18 protein-coding genes are annotated in these 17,010 nt (G+C 70.7%); 11 read left to right on the top strand and 7 right to left on the bottom strand.

Going from position 1 to position 17,010, the window contains the following annotated elements:
• Positions 1-61 precede the first annotated feature (61 nt).
• Positions 62-1,153, top strand: a complete 1,092-nt coding sequence (locus AB0M35_RS24675) for a ferredoxin reductase (protein ID WP_363748189.1) — start codon at positions 62-64, stop codon at positions 1,151-1,153.
• Positions 1,154-1,168: 15 nt separating this feature from the next.
• Positions 1,169-2,314 (top strand): acyl-CoA desaturase, encoded by a 1,146-nt coding sequence (locus tag AB0M35_RS24670; RefSeq protein WP_363748187.1) that lies wholly within the window; start codon positions 1,169-1,171, stop codon positions 2,312-2,314.
• Positions 2,315-2,387: 73 nt separating this feature from the next.
• On the opposite strand, the gene AB0M35_RS24665 is transcribed toward AB0M35_RS24670, so the two are convergent.
• Positions 2,388-2,564, bottom strand: a complete 177-nt coding sequence (locus AB0M35_RS24665; protein WP_363748185.1) for a hypothetical protein — start codon at positions 2,562-2,564, stop codon at positions 2,388-2,390.
• A 181-nt stretch (positions 2,565-2,745) separates the two neighbouring features.
• On the opposite strand from AB0M35_RS24665, the gene eccB reads away from it, so the two are divergent.
• On the top strand, positions 2,746-4,128 hold the full coding sequence (eccB, locus tag AB0M35_RS24660; RefSeq protein WP_363748183.1) for a type VII secretion protein EccB: 1,383 nt from the start codon (positions 2,746-2,748) through the stop codon (positions 4,126-4,128).
• Here eccB and AB0M35_RS24655 read toward each other — a convergent pair.
• Positions 4,061-5,053 (bottom strand): dihydrodipicolinate synthase family protein, encoded by a 993-nt coding sequence (locus AB0M35_RS24655; protein WP_363748181.1) that lies wholly within the window; start codon positions 5,051-5,053, stop codon positions 4,061-4,063. The two genes, eccB and AB0M35_RS24655, sit on opposite strands and share 68 nt — an antisense overlap.
• 70 nt (positions 5,054-5,123) lie before the next feature.
• Between AB0M35_RS24655 and AB0M35_RS24650 the strand changes: the two genes are divergently transcribed.
• Positions 5,124-6,026: a LysR family transcriptional regulator gene (locus tag AB0M35_RS24650; RefSeq protein WP_363748179.1), complete on the top strand. Its 903-nt coding sequence runs from the start codon at positions 5,124-5,126 to the stop codon at positions 6,024-6,026.
• 93 nt (positions 6,027-6,119) lie between these two features.
• Here AB0M35_RS24650 and AB0M35_RS24645 read toward each other — a convergent pair whose 3' ends face one another.
• The 3 genes from AB0M35_RS24645 to AB0M35_RS24635 all read right to left on the bottom strand — a co-directional run bounded on the left by AB0M35_RS24645 (position 6,120) and on the right by AB0M35_RS24635 (position 8,030).
• Positions 6,120-6,713, bottom strand: a complete 594-nt coding sequence (locus AB0M35_RS24645) for a dihydrofolate reductase family protein (RefSeq protein ID WP_363748177.1) — start codon at positions 6,711-6,713, stop codon at positions 6,120-6,122.
• A 121-nt stretch (positions 6,714-6,834) separates the two neighbouring features.
• Positions 6,835-7,566 (bottom strand): methyltransferase domain-containing protein, encoded by a 732-nt coding sequence (locus AB0M35_RS24640; protein WP_363748175.1) that lies wholly within the window; start codon positions 7,564-7,566, stop codon positions 6,835-6,837.
• A gap of 98 nt (positions 7,567-7,664) precedes the next feature.
• A complete protein-coding gene (locus tag AB0M35_RS24635; RefSeq protein WP_363748173.1) occupies positions 7,665-8,030 on the bottom strand; it encodes a MerR family transcriptional regulator in 366 nt (121 codons plus the stop codon).
• 54 nt (positions 8,031-8,084) lie between these two features.
• Between AB0M35_RS24635 and AB0M35_RS24630 the strand changes: the two genes are divergently transcribed.
• Positions 8,085-9,056 carry an aldo/keto reductase gene (locus AB0M35_RS24630; RefSeq protein ID WP_363748171.1) on the top strand — a complete coding sequence of 324 codons (972 nt, stop codon included), beginning with the start codon at positions 8,085-8,087 and terminating at the stop codon, positions 9,054-9,056.
• 136 nt (positions 9,057-9,192) lie between these two features.
• Here the strand turns inward: AB0M35_RS24630 and AB0M35_RS24625 are convergent, their stop codons facing one another.
• Positions 9,193-9,816 carry a class I SAM-dependent methyltransferase gene (locus AB0M35_RS24625; protein ID WP_363748170.1) on the bottom strand — a complete coding sequence of 208 codons (624 nt, stop codon included), beginning with the start codon at positions 9,814-9,816 and terminating at the stop codon, positions 9,193-9,195.
• 23 nt (positions 9,817-9,839) lie between these two features.
• Complete coding sequence (locus AB0M35_RS24620; RefSeq protein WP_363748169.1) at positions 9,840-10,451, bottom strand: class I SAM-dependent methyltransferase; 612 nt, start codon at positions 10,449-10,451, stop codon at positions 9,840-9,842.
• A gap of 194 nt (positions 10,452-10,645) precedes the next feature.
• On the opposite strand from AB0M35_RS24620, the gene AB0M35_RS24615 reads away from it, so the two are divergent.
• From AB0M35_RS24615 to pstB, 6 genes are all read left to right on the top strand, one after another.
• Entirely contained in the window at positions 10,646-12,013 is a 1,368-nt protein-coding gene (locus tag AB0M35_RS24615) for a hypothetical protein (protein WP_363748168.1), read from the top strand.
• Between the two features lie 188 nt (positions 12,014-12,201).
• Entirely contained in the window at positions 12,202-12,846 is a 645-nt protein-coding gene (phoU, locus tag AB0M35_RS24610; protein WP_363748258.1) for a phosphate signaling complex protein PhoU, read from the top strand.
• A gap of 193 nt (positions 12,847-13,039) precedes the next feature.
• Positions 13,040-14,119, top strand: coding sequence for a phosphate ABC transporter substrate-binding protein PstS (gene pstS / locus AB0M35_RS24605; RefSeq protein WP_363748167.1), 1,080 nt, complete (start codon positions 13,040-13,042; stop codon positions 14,117-14,119).
• Positions 14,120-14,195: 76 nt separating this feature from the next.
• On the top strand, positions 14,196-15,188 hold the full coding sequence (pstC, locus tag AB0M35_RS24600) for a phosphate ABC transporter permease subunit PstC (protein WP_043724358.1): 993 nt from the start codon (positions 14,196-14,198) through the stop codon (positions 15,186-15,188).
• Positions 15,185-16,099: a phosphate ABC transporter permease PstA gene (gene pstA / locus AB0M35_RS24595; RefSeq protein WP_363748166.1), complete on the top strand. Its 915-nt coding sequence runs from the start codon at positions 15,185-15,187 to the stop codon at positions 16,097-16,099. Before pstC ends, pstA begins: the two co-directional genes overlap by 4 nt.
• Before the next feature lies 1 nt (position 16,100).
• Entirely contained in the window at positions 16,101-16,958 is an 858-nt protein-coding gene (gene pstB / locus AB0M35_RS24590) for a phosphate ABC transporter ATP-binding protein PstB (protein WP_363748165.1), read from the top strand.
• Positions 16,959-17,010 lie beyond the last annotated feature (52 nt).

Below are 17,010 nucleotides of genomic sequence, written 5' to 3'. Positions count from 1 at the left end.
GATGGATCGCTTTACCTTCGCTGGCCAAGATTTTATGCCAGCGCGCCGGGACGATCGTTGTATGGCCGCCACCGTTCCGCCAGCGAGCACGAAAGGGTCCCTCCGGCGCCGCCTGTGGCGGCTCGCCGAGACCGTGACCACGCCGGTCCTGCCCGGGGACTACCTCGACCTGGTCGCCCCGCTGCGGGCCGGCGCCGACCTGCGCGGGCGCATCGTCGCCGTGCACCCGGAAACCCCGGACGCGGCGACCGTGGTGATCCAGCCCGGCCGCAGTTGGCGTGGCCATGTGCCGGGACAGTACATCCGGCTCGGCGTCGACGTCGACGGCGTACGTCTGTGGCGGGCCTATTCGGTGACGTCCGCGCCGGGCGGGCGGACCGAGCCGATCTCGGTGACGGTCAAGGCGATCCCCGACGGGGTGGTCAGCAACTACCTGGTGCGACGGGTACGCCCCGGCACCATCGTGCAGCTCGACCAGGCGATCGGTGACTTCGTCCTGCCCCAGCCGGCGCCGTCGCGGGTGTTGTTCCTCACCGCCGGCAGCGGCATCACCCCGGTCGCCGGGATGCTGCGCAGCGGCCTGCTCACCGGCAGCGACGTGGTGCTGATCCATTCCGCGCCGACCTCGGCCGACGTGGTGTTCGGCGCGGAACTGCGCGACCTCGCCGCGCGCGGGGTCATCCGGCTGGTGGAGCGGCACACCGCCGTCGACGGTCTGCTGGACGTGGCCGAACTCGACACCCTGGTGCCCGACCACGCCGAGCGCGAGACCTGGGCGTGTGGCCCGGTCGGTCTGCTGGACGCCGTCGAGCAGCACTGGGCCGCGCGGGGCGCCACCGACCGGCTGCACACCGAACGATTCCGGCCGACCATCATCACCGCCGGTGACGGCGGCACGGTCACCTTCACCCGCTCGTCGGTCACCGTCGAGGCCGACGGTGCGACGCCACTGCTCGACGCCGGAGAAAACGCCGGTGTCCTGATGCCCTCGGGTTGCCGGATGGGTATCTGTTTCGGCTGTGTGCTGCCGATGCGCCAAGGCGCCGTCCGTGACCTGCGCAACGGCCAGCTCACCACCGCCCTGCCGGGCGACGGCGTACGCGTGCAGACCTGCGTGTCGGCCGCGGCCGGCGCCTGTGAACTCGAAATTTGATCGGAGAACGTCGACGTGACCGTAATCCAGAAGAAAGCCGTCAACCCGATCGCGCACCTCAGCGCCGAGGACATCGAAACCCTCGGCAAGGAACTCGACGCCATCCGGGAACGGGTGATCGCCGACCGGGGTGAGCGGGACGCCGCCTACATCCGCAAGGTCATCTCGACCCAGCGCAAGCTGGAGGTCGGCAGCCGGGTCGTGCTGCTGTTCTCGCTGTTCCCGCCGGCCTGGGTCGTCGGCACCGCCGGGCTGTCGCTGGCGAAGATCCTGGAGAACATGGAGATCGGGCACAACATCCTGCACGGTCAGTGGGACTGGATGCGCGATCCGAAGATCCACTCGACGACCTGGGAATGGGACCACGTCAGCCCCGCCGAGCAGTGGAAGCAGTCGCACAACGAACTGCACCACCGCTACACCAACGTCGTCGGCAAGGACAACGACCTCGGCTACGGCATCATGCGCGTGGACGAGGACCAGCCGTGGCACCCGGCCCACCTGGGCCAGCCGTTCTACAACTTCGTCAACGCCTGCTTCTTCGAGTACGGCATCGCCGCGTACGACCTGGATCTGGGCACGAAGCTGAAGGACGGCAGCTACAAGAACAACCCGGAGTTCCGTGCCAACCTGAAGGCTACCGGCCGCAAGCTGCGCCGCCAGGTGCTCAAGGACTACGTGCTCTTCCCGGTGCTGTCCGGTCCGTCGTTCTTCCACACCATGGCCGCCAACTTCACCGCGAACCTGATCCGCAACCTGTGGAGCCACGCGGTGATCATGTGCGGGCACTTCCCGGAAGGGGTGGAGACCTTCGAGAAGACCTCGATCGAGGGCGAGACCCGCGGCGAGTGGTACCTGCGGCAGATGCTCGGCTCGGCCAACATCAGCGGCAGCCGGCTGATGCACATCATGACCGGCAACCTGTCGTACCAGATCGAGCACCACCTCTTCCCGGACCTGCCCAGCAACCGCTACCAGGAGATCGCCCCCGAGGTGCGGGCGCTGTTCGACCGGTACGGGCTCAAGTACGTCACCGGCTCGCTGCCCCGCCAGGTCTTCTCCGCCTGGAAGAAGATCTTCCGGCTCTCCCTGCCGAACCGTCGTCGGCGCGGCGTCATCGAGGAGAATCCGACCCCGGCCCTCGTCCCGGCCGGCACCTGATCCCGCGTACGGCCTGCGGTGGCACGGCGCTCGGACGGGCTCGACCCGCCTGGGCGCGCAGCCGCCGCAGTGCTCAGCGGCGGTTGGGGTAGTTGTGGGCCGACTGGCGACCCCGGACGAAGGCCAGGATGATCACCACGGCGAGCGCGATCAGCCCGATGATCACCAGCCAGCGGACCGCTTCGAGGAGTAGTCCGAGCAGGACGACTATTCCCCCGACCACCCCGACGACCCAGAGCAGCGCGCGCATCTGCCACCTCCCGAACCGGCCGCCTGGTCGATCCGGACGGCTTGCCGGGTCAGCTACCCGGTAAGGCCCAGCTCATGCCGGTCGACCTCCGGTGGGCCCGGATCGTCGTCGTCCCGGCGGTCGGCGAGACATCGACGCAACGCATATTCTGTGCGCCGATCCGCTCGCCGGGAGGGAACCCATGCCGTCGCGGCAGGACCAGCTGCACTCGTACCAGTTCACCCTCCAGCGGGTGGTCGCCGCGCTGGTGATGCGCGAGACCGATCCGGCGCAGTCACCGTTCCGCCGGCTCGCGGGTGCGGGGATGGCCAGCGTCCTGGTGGCGCTCATCGGGCTGGGTGGTTTCGCCCTCTACGGTCTGTTCACCGGCGGCGGTGCGAAGTGGCGCGACACCGCGGCGGTCATCGTGGAGAAGGAGTCGGGCGCGCGGTTCGTCTACCGCGAGGAGCGGCTGCATCCGGTGCCCAACTACACCTCGGCGCTACTGGTCATCGGCGCCGAACAGCCGAAGACCGTGCTCGTGTCGCGGCGCTCGATCGACGGCGTACCCCGTGGTCTGCCGCTGGGCATCGCCGACGCACCCGACTCGTTGCCGGCGGCCGACCGGCTCTCCGCCGCGCCCTGGACGGTCTGCTCGACCAGCCCGCCGAGTACCCGGCGGGCACCCCGGTCGGTGTTGTTGATCGGCACCGGCGACATCGGCGGCCGACCCCTGCGTGACGAGGCGTTGATCCTGCGTGACCCCGACGGTCGGCTGCACCTGGTGCGGCAGCAGCGGCGGCACCTGATCCGCGACGCCGACCGGGTGCTGGCCGCGCTGGCGACCACCCGCGCCCGGGCCGTTCCGGTCGCCGCGGCCGTGCTCAACACCGTGCCCGCCGGGCTCGACCTCGCACCACTGGACCTGCCCGGCCTCGGTACACCCTCCGAGCGGGTCGCCGACGCACGGATCGGGGACGTGCTGGTGGTCAGCAACACCGGCGGCGGACGGCAGTACGCTGTCGTGCTGCGCGACGGTCTCGCCGGCATCACCGAGTTGCAGGCCGGTCTGCAACTCGCCCGCACCGGCCAGCGCGAACCCGAGCAGATCAGTCTCGGCCGGTTCGCCGCACTGCCCCAGCTGCCCGACCTCGCGCCCACCGGCCCGGACGCGCCACCGAGCGGGCCACCCCGGCTGGCCACCGCCAGCTCGCCGGTGCTCTGCGCCATCGTCGGTGACGACACGGCAACCGTCGACCTGCGTCTCGACGCGACCCTGCCCGACCTGAGCGCCGCCACGCCCGCGGTTGGCGCGGACGGCCGGACGGTGGCCGATCACGTCCTGGTGCAGCCGGGACGTGGCGCCCTGGTCGAGTCCGTGGCCGCTGCGGGCGCGACCGGTGGTGCGCTCAGTGTGGTCACCGATCTGGGCCGGCGATACGTCCTCGCCGACGCCGAGGTCTCCGCCATGCTCGGTTACGGGCAGACCCGCCCCGTCCGGTTGCCGGCCGGTCTGGTCAGCCTGGTTCCCGCCGGGGCGAGCCTGGACCCGCAGGCGGCCCGGCGGGCGCTGGCCGGCCGTTGACGCCTGGCGTGCCGATCAACTGCTCGGCACACGCCAGCGCTCGGGCCGTCGCCTCCGCCGTGGCGGGCAGTAGTGGTGGACGCAGCGCCGGTGTCGGGATGCGTCCCTGGGCGTGCAGCACCGCTTTGATCACGGACGGGTTGGGTTCGGCGAACAGCGCCGTCGAGAGGGCGGCGAGTCGGTGCCCGAGTGGCCGGGCGCGGGCGACGTCCCCGCTGCGCCAGGCCGCGACCAGGGTGGCGAAGTCGGCGGTGGCCAGGTGTGCGGAGGCGAGGATGCCGCCGTGTGCACCGAGCGCGAGCAGCGGCGAGATGTACGCGTCCTCGCCGCCGAGCACCGAGAAGTTCGCTGGCAGGTCGGCGAGCAGGGCGATGGTGTCCGCGTCGATGCCGCCGACCGCGTGCTTGACGCCCACCACTGCGGGCAGTCCGGCGAGGCGGCGCAGCGTCTCGCCGGAGAGCGGCTGCCCGGTGCGGTACGGCACGTGGTAGGCGACCAGCGGCACCGGGGAGGCCTCCGCCAGCCGGGCGTAGTGCGCGAGCACCGCCTCCTCGCCGGGTCGCAGGAACGGAGGCACCAGGCACAGCGCCGCCGTGACCTCGTTCTGCCCGGTCAGGGCCTCGTTCTGCCCGGTCAGGGCCTGCAGGTCGTTCTGCCCGGTCAGGGCCTGCAGGTCGTCGGCGGTGTGCGCGCCGACCATGAAACCGGCGCGATGCCGCCGACAAGCCGCGCCGACGATGTCGATCACCGTTTGTCGCTCGGTGGTGCGCAGCGCGTGCGGCTCGGCGGTGGTGCCCAGGGCAACCAGGCCGTCGGCGCCACCGGCCAGTACCTCGTCGGCGAGGCTGGTCAGTGCGTCGTGGTCGACCTCGCCGCGCTCGTCGAACGGCGTGATCAGCGGTACGTACAGTCCGGTCGGTGTCATGCCCCCAGCCTGCGGCGGTCGACACTGAAGCACCAGTTCCGATCGCTCAACGAAACCGTAAGCTGAGCTGATGCTTGACGTCCGTCGCCTGCGTCTGCTGCGTGACCTGGCCCGACTCGGCACCATCGCCGCCGTCGCCGACGCGCACACCTACTCGCCGTCCGCCGTCTCCCAGCAACTGGCCGCGCTGCAACGGGAAACCGGCGTCGTGCTCCTGGAACATGTCGGCCGAGGGGTCCACCTCACCGCCACCGCGACGGCACTGGTACGGCACACCGAGGTCGTCCTCGCCGCGCTGGAGGCCGCCGAGGCCACCCTGGCCGCCGCCCGTGGCGGGCTGCTCGGCACGGTACGGATCGGGGCGTACCCCAGCGCGGTGCGTCCCCTGCTGCTACCCGCCCTGGTCGAACTGGCCCGCGACCACCCAGCGCTGGACCTGATGGTCACCGAACTGGACCCGGTCGCGGTGCCCGCTGCCTTGCGCGAGCGTCGTCTCGACGTCGCCCTCGTACACGACTACGATATCGTGCCGGTGGAGCCCGATCCGGCGCTGGACTCGACGCCGCTGCTGGACGAGACGGTGTTCCTCGCGCTGCCTGCCGCGATGGCACACCGGGCGCGGAACGACCCGATGCGATCGGTACGCGACGCCGACTGGATCATCGGCAGCCCGGGCACGCTGTGTCACGCGGTGACCCTGCACGCCTGCGAGCTGGCCGGGTACCGCCCCACCGTACGTCACCACGCCGACGACTTCACCGCCGTGCTCGCCCTGGTCGCCGCCGGTCAGGGCGTCGGGCTGGTGCCGCAACTCGCCGCCGACGGGCCACCCGCCGGCACTCGGCTGGTTCCGCTGGCCATCCGGCGACGTACCCGCGTCGCGTACCGGCAGGGTTCCGCCGATCATCCTGCGGTGCTGGCGAGCGTAGCCGCCCTTCGCGGCGCCGCCGCCAACCTGCCCGACGTGACCTGAACGGCAGCGGCCGGGTCAGGAAGGTGCGCCAGCACGTCGCCGTCGAGCGCGGCGAAGCCGAGGAACTCGCCGGTCCTCTCGCTCGGTCGGCTCTCACGCCGTGGCGCGGGCGCCCCAGACGGCGTACCGGTGCATCGTCACACCCTCGTCGAATGACGCCTGTTCGAGCAGGTGCAGTTCGAGTGGCTCATCGTACGTGTCGAACAGCGGTCGGCCGGTGCCGAGGACGACCGGATGGGTGAACAGCAGCAGTTCGTCGAGCAGTCCGGCCCGCAGCAGCCCGGTGGCGAGGGTGGCGCCGCCGACACCGATGTCACCGTCGCCCTCCGCACGCAGCTCCGCCAGTTGCTCGATCGCGTCGGCCCCGCCGATGATCCGGGTGTTGTGGTCGGCGCTGTCGCGGGTGCGCGACACCAGCACCTTGGGTGTCGAGGTCCAGATCTCGCCGTACTCGCGGAGGAAGCCCGGCAGCGACTCGTCGTGGCGGGCAGCCGGCCAGAAGGACTCCATCGTCTCGTAGAACGTGCGTCCCTGGACCATGAGGGACATCGCCCGCGCCCGCTCGTTGAACACGCGGTGCAGCGGCTCACCGATGCGCATCCACTTGCCGCCGCCCGCCTCGCCCGGGTGGTGCTCGATCCGCAGATCGACGGAGACATTCATCCAGTACACGAACCGACCCGGCACCACGCGCTCCCGACGATGACGACTTACCGCTGGCCGTCGATGACGGTAGTGCAGACGCCCGTCATCGGTTGCCGGACACACCGGACCGGATTCGTGACCGGCGCTGCGGTTGATCCTCGGGTCAGCGCAGGACGAGCAGGTCCAGCGCGTCGATCACCGGCGCACTGTCCAGCTGTGCGGCCTGGTGCAGACGCGTCACCCCTGCGGCGTACGCGTCGTCGTCGATCAGTTGCAGGAGGGTGTGCGCCTCCCGGCGCAGGCCGGCGGCGGCCTGCCGTAGCGATGCGGCGGTGAGTTCGGGGACCTGCTCGACGGCCACGGTGGCGAAGCCCGCGTCGGCGAAGGCGGCTTCGACGTCGGCGATGCTCGGATAGGTGTCGAGTACCTGGACGGCCTCCGGGAAATAACGGAACAGGGTGATCCCCTCGTGCCGTCCGGCGAACGCCGACCGGATGAGCACCGGTGCGTCGGGACGTAGCACCCGGCGGAGTTCGTGTGCGGCGGCGGTCAGGTCGGGAACGTGATGGATGACGGTGGAGATCCAGGCGGCATCGACGCTGCCAGTGGGCAGCGGGATGTGCTCCGCGTCGCCGGCAAGCACGGGCTCGAACACGCTGCGGGCCCGCATCGCCGCCGACGGTTCGACGGCGACGACCTCGGCGTCGGGCAACCAGTCGGTGAAGGCCCGCGCCCAGGTTCCGGTGCCGGAGCCCAGGTCGAGCAGCCGGATCCCCGGGTGCGGGCCGAGGTGCCGGATCGTGGCGGCCCGCCAGGCGGCGAGGGCGTCGTCGGTGAGGTGTCGGTTGGCCTCGAACGCCGCCGCGTCGACGTTGTTGTATGCGATGCGTGCCATGCCGACCAGCCAACTACCCGACGGGCCCGGTGACAAGCAGGCGATGACGCTTCGGTCTGTTCACGCTCGTCGACGTGGTCGCCGGTGGGCAACACCCGTCACGTCTGGTCGAGGTGCCTCTCGTACCAGGAGAGCTTCTCGCCGACGCGGGCCTGCCAGCGTCGGAGCTGGTCGATCTGCTCCTGGACCGCGACGGCGTGCTCCCGCAGCAGTTCGACGCGTTCGGCGATGGTGTCGGGGTCGCGGCACAGTTCGCCGTAGCGGCGCAACCGTTCGATGGGCATGCCCGCGTCGCGTAGGCACCGCAGGAAGTCCAGGGTGCACAGGTCGCTGTCGCTGTAGACCCGGCGGCCACCGGACGTACGCGCGACCGGCGCGAGTATTCCCTCCCGCTCGTAGTATCGCAACGTGTCGATGGAAAAGCCGCTGCGCTGCGCGGCCTCGGCGGGTGTGTACGTCCTCACCCAGCTGACCGTACCGGTTGACCTGGAGCGCACTCCAGGTTGAATCGTGGTGGCATGACTTCGGACTACCTCGATGAGGCGGAGCGCCCGGCGGTGTCCCCTCTGGTACTCGGCGCGATGACGTTCGGCACCCTGGTCGACGAGAAGACGTCGTTCGAACTGCTCGACCGGTTCGTGGAACGTGGCGGCGAGTGGATCGACACCGCCGACTGCTACGCGTTCTGGCTCAGCGCCGACGGGCGGGGCGGCGCCAGCGAACGGGTCCTCGGCCGTTGGCTCGCCGCCCGTCCCGGCGTGCGTGAGCGGGTCCGCATCTCGACCAAGGTCGGCGCGGAACCGCTGTGGAAGGGCTCCTGGCCCGAGCACCGGGCGGGGCTGAGTCGTCGGGCGATCAGCGATGCCTTCGCCGGCAGCCTGCAACGGCTGGGTGTCGACCACGTCGACCTGCTCTGGCTGCACCAGGAGGATCGCGCCACACCCATCGAGGAGAGCGTGGACGCGATCGCCGAGCAGGTCGCCGCCGGCACCGTACGTCGGGTGGGGGCGTCCAACCACCCGGCCTGGCGGATCGAACGTGCCCGCGCGTACGCGACCGCCCGGGGCACCACGCCGATCGACGCCTTCCAGTTGAACGCGACCTATCTGCGGGTGCGCCCCGGCACCCGCCCGGACGGCGTAGTCCATCCGCACGGTGTGCTCAGCGACGAGCAGATCGACTTCGCCCGCGAGCACCGGTTCGAGGTCTGGGCCTACACGCCGCTGCTCAGCGGCGCGTACGACAATCCCGCGAAGTCGATTCCGGAGGTGTACGACCACCCGGGCAACACCCGACGGCTGGCGGCGTTGGACGCGGTGGCCCGCGACACCGGCGCGACGCGCGGTCAGGTGGTCCTGGCCTGGCTGATCAGTCAGGGCATCCGGCCCATCCTCGGCGGCAGCAAACTCCACCAACTCGACGCCGCCCTGGACGGCGTCACCCTCGCCCTCGACGAGGAACACCTGGCTCGGCTCGACTCGGCGGACTGACCGCTGACGCCCAGCCGACCCGGTCGTGGCTCTCGGCGCCGTGTCGGCGTCGGGCCGCTGCCGGGTCGGCTGCCCCCGTGGAACCAGTCCCCGGGCCGCGTCCCAGGCCGATGTCAGCGACTCGTGACGCTGCGGGTCAGGCCGGGCGGCGTAGCACGCTCACCGCGAAGTCCGCGTCGTCGCGCCACGGGCGCAGGTCCCAGGTGGCGAAGCGGTGCTCGGGCAGCAGCCCGGCGGCGGCCACATGCTCGTCGAAGTCGCGCAGCGGATAGCCCCGGTCGGTGCCGAAGCCGATGGCGATCACCCCGTCGGGGCGTACGTGCGCGGCCACCCGACGCAGCACCGCCACCTCGGTGCCGGCGGCCACGAAGGTCATCACGTTACCGGCCAGCACCGCCGCGTCGAACGGCGCCGACTCGCCGGCCGCCGCGAGATCCAACTCCGCCAGGTCGGCGACCAGCCAGCGGGGGCCCGGATGGTCGGCGCGGGCCGCCTCGACCAGCACCGGGTCGGCGTCCACGCCGAGCACCGTGTGGCCCCGGGCGGCCAGTTCGGCGCCGACCCGGCCGGTGCCGCAGCCGGCGTCGAGGATCCGCGAGCGCGGCGGCACCAGCGCGTCGACCAGCCGGGCCTCACCGGCCAGGTCGGCACCCTCGGCGGCCAGTTGCCGGAACCGGTCGACGTACCACTGCGAGTGTTCCGGTCCGGTGTCGGTGGCCCAGCGGGTCGGGTTGCCCGGGGCGGCGCTGCGCTTGCTCATCGGACCACCGTATCCAGCGGTGGTCAGGGCAGTCGGGCCACCGTCACGAACTCGTTGTAGGTGAACACCCGACCGGCGGCACGCGGGAACGGGAAGGAGTACTGCCGCTGCACGCTCAGGCCGAGTGCCCGGCAGTCCTCGGCCGCCTCGGCGAAGCCGACGAACCGGACGTGCGACGAGTCGCTGTGGTAGCCGCGCTCCTGCGGGGTGATGAAGACCGCCCGGCCGCCGGAGCGGACGAACGGCAGGTACGAGGCGACCACCTCGCGGGCCTGCTCGGCCGGCATGTGCTCCAGCAGATGCGCGGCGAGCAGGGAGTCGAAGGCGCCCGGCCGGGCATGCTCGGAGGCGAAGAACTCCTCGGTGGTGTACGCCTTGAGACCGAGCGCCCGGCTGTGCGCCACCGACGTCGGATTGTGGTCCACCCCGACCGCGCCCTCGCCGAGATTGATCAGGTTGCGGCCCAGCCCCGACCCGACGTCGAGGGTTCGGCCCAGGCGCAGCCGTCGCAGGTTCCATCGGTAGGGTGCCTGCACGTCCAGGATCCGCTTCCAGCGGGCACCACTGAGCTGCTGCAAGCGTTCGGTGTAGTCGGCACCCTGGGTGCCGGTGGGACCCTGCCGCGACTGCTTCATCCGGGGCTCCTTGGCCGTCAGCAACTTGGCCGTCAGCAATCGAACATCTTCTACCGATATGCGTCGGTGCCCAGCCTATCCCGGGATCCGGCGCCATCGGGAGGCGACACCTTACCCCGACGGGCAGGGTGGCCCGCCGGGCGCCGTCCCGGTCGCGGCCTATCCTGGAGCCCCGCGCTACCGGGATGTGACACATGGTGAATTGGGCCGCGACGTCGGCCGGGTCGGGCGTGACGCCGGCCGGTGACACCGCGCCCGAGGAGCGCGCCGCGCTCCTCGCGTCGGCCCGCGCCACTCTCGACGGCAACTGGGAGCACGACCACACTGTCCCGTCGCGCTCCCTGTATCCGCACCAGTGGAGCTGGGATTCGGCGTTCATCGCGATCGGCTGGGCCCACCTGCGCCCCGACCGCGCCTGGTCGGAACTGACCAGTCTGTTCGACGCACAGTGGCACGACGGCCGGGTGCCGCACATCGTCTTCAACCCCACGGTGTCCGACGACGCGTACTTCCCGGGGCCGCGGTTCTGGGCCTCGGCGACCGTCGAGGGGGCACCGTCGAGGGCCACCTCGGGCCTGGTCCAGCCGCCGGTGCACGCCCTGGCCGCCTGGCAGGCCTACCGCCTCGCACCGTCGGAGCAGGCACGCGCCGCGTTGGGCCGGCTCTATCCACGCCTGGTGGCCCAGCAGCGTTACCTGAGCACCCACCGGGACGTCGGCGGTGCCGGGCTGGCCAGCATCGTGCACCCGTGGGAGTCCGGCCTGGACAACAGTCCGGCGTGGGACGAACCGATGGCCGCCGTGCCGACCGAGGCGGCGGTGCCGGGTGCGTACCGTCGGCGCGACATCGTGCACGCCGCGGCCGCGCACCGCCCCACCGACCTGGACTACGCGCGGTACGTCGCGATCGTCACCGCCTACCGTGCGGCGGGCTACCGGGACGCCGACCTGGCCGACCGGCACCCGTTCCTGGTGGAGTGTCCGCTGTTCAACGCGGCGCTGGGCGCGGCCGAGTCGGCGCTCGCGCACATCGCGCAGGAGATCGGCGCGGATCCCGGCCCGCACCGGCAGCGCGCGGCCCGGATCACCACGGCGTTGGTGGACCGGTTGTACGACCCGGTGACCGGCACCTTCCACCCACGCGACCTGTGTACCGGCCGGCTCACCCCGGCCCGGACGGTGCTCGGGCTGACTCCGCTGATCCTGCCCGACCTGCCGGCGGAGCAGGCCGGGGCGATCCTCGTCGAGGCCGGCTCGCCGCGCTTCGGGCTCGCCACCCGGATGACCCGGCCGCTGCCCAGCCACGACCGCACCGCCGCCGACTTCGAACCGCTGCGCTACTGGCGCGGCCCCAGTTGGATGAACATCAACTGGTTGGTCCGGTACGGACTGCGCATCCACGGGCACCCTGGGCTGGCCGCCGGTCTGGGCAGGTCGATGATCGCACTGGCGGCGACGGCCGGATGTCACGAGTACTTCCATCCGGACACCGGCGTCGGCCTCGGCTCCCCGGCCTTCAGCTGGACCGCCGCCCTCCTGCTCGACATCCTCGCCGAGGGGTAAGGAAGGGCCCCTTGTTAACGCCTCGTGTATAGCAGGGGCCCCCTCTTAACAAAAGCCGTCCTCCGTGTCGGGCCGCGGGCGCGGGATGAGTCCGGCGGGTAGGTTGCTGGCCGGGACCGGGTCCGCGTGACGGCACCGTTGCCGGTGTGGCGGCAGGACGGACCATGGCCCTGTCGGACGGAGGGACGATGGGTCGGGGCAGCTACGACGAGCAGCTCGACCGGCTCACCGGCGTGCTGGCGACGATGAGCCGCGACGCGGGTGCGGCGATCCGGGGAGCCAGCGCCGCCCTGCTCGACGTCGACCGGCCGGCGGCGGAGGCGGTGATCGCCGGTGACGTCGTACTCGACCGGTGCCGTGCCGAGGCCGAGGCGATGATTCCCGAGGTGCTGGTCCGGCATCAGCCGGTCGCCTCCGACCTGCGTCTGGTGGTGTGCGCGCTGCGGATCGCCGGCGCCCTGGAACGGATGGGTGACCTCGCCGTACACGTGGCGAAGGTCGTCCTGATGCGGCACCCGGTGGGTGTCGTCCCGGAGTCGGCGGTGCCGGTGCTGACCGCGATGGCGGACGCCGCCGCCCGCATCGCCGACAAGACGACGGTCGTGCTGGCCACCCGCGACCCGCTGGACGCGATGCAGCTCGGGCTCGACGACGACGAGGTCGACGCCGCACAGGAACGCCTGCTGTCGATGCTGGTCGCCGGTTGGCCGTACGGGGTGGAGTCGGCGATCGACCTGGCACTGGTCGGCCGCTACTACGAGCGGTACGCCGACCAGGCGGTGAACGTCGCCCGGCAGGTCGTCTACCTGGTGACCGGGACGATCCGGCTCTGAACCCGGTGCCCATTGCGGGCATCTGACGCGTCGATGCGGAGAACGTCACATCCCGTTGCCGGTCGGCCATCACCGGAGCCGCCAAGTTCATTTTTCGTTCACCTGGCGCCGGGAGTCCGGCTACCTGGGCCTGGCAGCTTGACTCCCGTACGGCCCGGACGGGCTGATGCACCCCGATAGAGAGGCTTACCTGGTGAACCGCAACGTGCTTTCGCGGCGCGTCCTCGCCGGCGTCGCGCTTGCCGCGCTCGCGCTTACCGGCTGCGCAAGCAACGACAACAGCACGGAGCCCGGCAGCAACAGCGGCGGCGACGGCGCTTACGCGAACCTGTCCGGCGAGTTGAAGGCGTCCGGCGCGAGCTTCCCCGACGCGTACTACCAAGAGGTCATCGAGGCCTTCAAGGGTGAGGCCGGCAAGGTGACGGTCACCTACAACGCGACCGGTTCGGGCACCGGCAAGAAGCAGTTCGGTGAGGGTCTGGTCGACTTCGCCGGCACCGACAGCCTGGTCAAGGACACCGACGGCGTGGCCGCCGGCTCGTTCCTCTACGTCCCGACGGTGGCGGCCCCGATCACGGTCTCCTACAACCTGCAGGGCGTGGACAAGCTCCAGCTCAGCCCGGAGACGCTCGCCAAGATCTTCCAGACCGACATCAAGACCTGGGACGACGCCGCGATCAAGGCGGACAACCCGGGCGTGACGCTGCCCAGCACCCCGATCGTCGTCGCGCACCGCTCGGACGGCTCGGGCACCACCAGCAACTTCACCAAATACCTCGACGCCGCCGCGGCGGGCACCTGGAAGCTCGGCAGCGGTGACACCGTGAACTGGCCGGCCAGCACCCAGGGCGGCGAGAAGAACACCGGTGTCGCCCAGATCGTGCAGCAGACCAACGGCGCCGTCGGCTACGTGGACCTCAGCGACGCCAAGGCCACCGGCCTGAAGTTCGCCGCCATCAAGAACAAGGACGGCCAGTTCGTCGAGCCGACGATCGAGGGCACCACCGCCGGCCTGGAGGGCGCCGAGATCGCCGCGGACCTGAGCTACAACCCGCTCAACGCCGCCGGTGCCACCTCGTACCCGATCACCGCTCCGACCTTCATCATCGTGAAGACCTCGTACGGCGACGCCGCCAAGGCGGAGCTGGTCAAGGGCTTCCTCACGTACCTGCTCAACGACGGCCAGGATCTGGCCAAGGAGATCGACTTCGCGCCGCTGCCCGCCTCCCTCAAGGAGAAGGCGCTGGCCCAGGTCGACAAGATCCAGGGCTGATCAGGATCAAGATCGCCAGCTGGGGACGGGATCGCTTCGATCCCGTCCCCAGCCGGGTACCTGAGCTGGAGTGAAGATGACCTTGACGAACAAGACCCCCACCGCCCGGTCGACGCTGTCCCAACGCGGCAGCAGCGCCCTCGGCGACCGCGTCTTCTCCTGGTGGACGCTCGGCACCGGCCTGCTGGTGCTGGCGATTCTCGGGCTGATCCTGATCACCACCGTCCGCGAGGCCTGGCCGGCGTTCGACGCGATGGGCCTGCGGTTCCTCACCGAACGGACCTGGGATCCGAACCCGGCCGCCGGTGACGCGATCTTCGGCGCGCTGTCGTTCGCGTTCGGCACGGCGATCTCCTCGCTGATCGCCCTGTTGTTCGCGGTGCCGGTCTCGGTCGGCATCGCGTTGTTCCTCACCGAGTTGGCGCCGCGCCGACTGCGCGGGCCGGCGGTGACCGTGATCGACCTGCTGGCTGCCGTGCCGTCGGTGGTGTTCGGCCTCTGGGGCATCCTGGTCGTCGCGCCCGCCATGGTTCCGGTCTACCAGTGGCTGCACGACGTCTTCGGCGGCATTCCGGTGCTGGGCAGCATCTTCGGCCCGGTCAGCAGCGGCCGCAACTTCATGACCGCCGGTCTCATCCTGGCGATCATGGTCACGCCGATCATCACCTCGATCACCCGCGAGGTGTTCAGCACCGTGCCGCGCGCCGACAAGGACGCCGCGCTCGCGCTCGGCGCCACCCGCTGGGAGATGATCCGGGGCGCGGTGTTCCCGCACAGCTTCGGTGGCGTCGTCGGCGCGGTGATGCTCGGCCTCGGCCGGGCGATGGGCGAGACGATCGCGGTGGCCCTGGTGATCGGCGGTGCCACCAACATCACGGCCAACCTGTTCGCCCCCGGCAACTCGATGGCCGCCGTGATCGTGCAGCAGTTCGGCGAGTCCACCGGCACCTTCACCGCGGCCCTGATCGGCCTCGGCGTCGTGCTCTTCGCGATGACGGTGCTGATCAACGTGCTCGCCCAGACGGTCGTCCGTCGGGCCGAGGCCCGGATGAAGGGAAGCGTCGCGTGAGCGTCACCGCACCACCCGCCACCCGCCCGGCCGCCGGCGGACCCGACCTGACCCGGGCTGCCCTGTCGGGCCGTCGCCGGTTCACCAACCACCTCGCCACGGCCGCCATCTGGGGGGCCGTGCTGCTCGCCGTCATCCCGCTGGCCCTGGTGACCTACACGGTCATCGGCAAGGGCGGCGGGGTGATGAGCCTGTCCTTCCTGACCGAGGACATCCCGAACTCGTACCGCCGGGAAGGCGGCGGCATGGCGCCGGCCATCATCGGCACGCTGGTCATCACCGGTGCTGCCGCCCTGATGGCCATCCCGCTGGGCGTCTTCGGTGCGATCTACCTCAACGAGTACGGCAAGCAGAAGCCGCTGGCCCGGGTGATCCGGCTGATGGCCGACGTGATGACCGGCGTGCCGTCGATCGTGATGGGTCTGTTCGTCTACATCAGCTGGGTGCTGCTCGTCGGCCAGCAGACCGGCTTCGCCGGCGCGCTGGCGCTGGCCTGCCTGATGCTGCCGGTGGTCATCCGCAGCAGCGAGGAGATGCTCCGGCTCGTCCCGGAGGAGTTGCGCCAGGCGAGCATGGCGCTGGGTGCCCGCAAGTGGAAGACCACCCTCACCGTGGTGCTGCCGGCGGCGATCTCCGGCATCACCAGCGGCTCACTGCTGGCCGTGGCCCGCGCGGCCGGCGAGACCGCGCCGATCATCATCGTCACCGGCATCGTCTTCACGCCGAACTGGAACCTCTTCGACGGCTCCAACACCGCCCTGCCGGCACAGATCTTCCGCAACGCCAGCACCTCGTTCCCGGCCGCCCAGGACCGGGCCTGGGGTGCGGCACTGACGCTCATCGTGATCGTGCTCGGTTTCACGATCATCGCCCGCTTCATCTCCAGCCGGTTCGCCATCAAGGAGCGCTGACATGGCCAGCAACGATCTCACCACCCGCCCCTCCGTCGCGGTGCACGCCCCCGGCAGCACCGCCTCCAGGGTCGAGCCCACCGACGCGCCGGTGATGCAACTGCGTGACGTCAGCGTCTACTACGGCAGCTACGAGGCGGTTCGGGGCACCACCATGCCTATCCAGCAGAACCAGGTCACCGCGATGATCGGGCCGTCGGGCTGCGGCAAGTCCACCGTGCTGCGGGCGCTCAACCGGATGAACGACCCGATCCCCGGCGCCCGGGTCAGCGGCGAGGTCTCCTTCCACGGCCAGGACCTGTACGCCAAGGACGTGGACCCGATCCAGGTCCGCCGTCGCATCGGCATGGTGTTCCAGAAGCCGAACCCGTTCCCGAAGTCCATCTTCGACAACGTCGCGTACGGCCTGCGGATCAACGGCATCAAGGGCCGGCTCGACGACCACGTCGAGGAGGCGCTGACCAAGGCCGCACTCTGGGACGAGGTCAAGGACAAGCTCCGCAAGAGCGCCCTGGCGCTCTCCGGCGGCCAGCAGCAGCGGCTGTGCATCGCCCGGACGATCGCCGTCAAGCCCGAGGTCATCCTCATGGACGAGCCCTGCTCGGCGCTCGACCCGATCGCCACGGCGAAGATCGAGGACCTGATGTTCGAGCTGACCAGCGACTACACGATCGTGATCGTCACGCACAACATGCAGCAGGCGGCCCGGGTCAGCCACTACACCGCCTTCTTCACCGCCGAGGTGGACGACAAGCAGGTGCGCCACGGCCGGCTGGTCGAGTTCAGCCAGACCGGCAAGCTGTTCACCAACCCCGCCGACAAGCGTACGGAGGACTACATCACCGGTCGCTTCGGCTGAGTCCGAAAGCGGCGGTGGCCGTCTGCCTGAACCTGAACCGGAGCCGGGGTGC

This window comes from Micromonospora sp. NPDC051196, assembly GCF_040682415.1.
Lineage (GTDB): Bacteria > Actinomycetota > Actinomycetes > Mycobacteriales > Micromonosporaceae > Micromonospora.
This window is presented reverse-complemented; position numbering and strand designations above follow the sequence as displayed.

Coding starts and splice junctions, on each gene's coding strand:
- AB0M35_RS24620 (WP_363748169.1), bottom strand. CDS start 10,451: ATGAAGCAGTCGCGGCAGGGTCCCACCGGCACCCAGGGTGCCGACTAC.
- AB0M35_RS24650 (WP_363748179.1), top strand. CDS start 5,124: ATGCTTGACGTCCGTCGCCTGCGTCTGCTGCGTGACCTGGCCCGACTC.
- eccB (WP_363748183.1), top strand. CDS start 2,746: ATGCCGTCGCGGCAGGACCAGCTGCACTCGTACCAGTTCACCCTCCAG.
- AB0M35_RS24675 (WP_363748189.1), top strand. CDS start 62: ATGGCCGCCACCGTTCCGCCAGCGAGCACGAAAGGGTCCCTCCGGCGC.
- AB0M35_RS24665 (WP_363748185.1), bottom strand. CDS start 2,564: ATGCGCGCGCTGCTCTGGGTCGTCGGGGTGGTCGGGGGAATAGTCGTC.
- pstB (WP_363748165.1), top strand. CDS start 16,101: ATGGCCAGCAACGATCTCACCACCCGCCCCTCCGTCGCGGTGCACGCC.
- AB0M35_RS24655 (WP_363748181.1), bottom strand. CDS start 5,053: ATGACACCGACCGGACTGTACGTACCGCTGATCACGCCGTTCGACGAG.
- AB0M35_RS24640 (WP_363748175.1), bottom strand. CDS start 7,566: ATGGCACGCATCGCATACAACAACGTCGACGCGGCGGCGTTCGAGGCC.
- AB0M35_RS24625 (WP_363748170.1), bottom strand. CDS start 9,816: ATGAGCAAGCGCAGCGCCGCCCCGGGCAACCCGACCCGCTGGGCCACC.
- AB0M35_RS24630 (WP_363748171.1), top strand. CDS start 8,085: ATGACTTCGGACTACCTCGATGAGGCGGAGCGCCCGGCGGTGTCCCCT.
- phoU (WP_363748258.1), top strand. CDS start 12,202: ATGGGTCGGGGCAGCTACGACGAGCAGCTCGACCGGCTCACCGGCGTG.
- AB0M35_RS24615 (WP_363748168.1), top strand. CDS start 10,646: ATGGTGAATTGGGCCGCGACGTCGGCCGGGTCGGGCGTGACGCCGGCC.
- pstC (WP_043724358.1), top strand. CDS start 14,196: ATGACCTTGACGAACAAGACCCCCACCGCCCGGTCGACGCTGTCCCAA.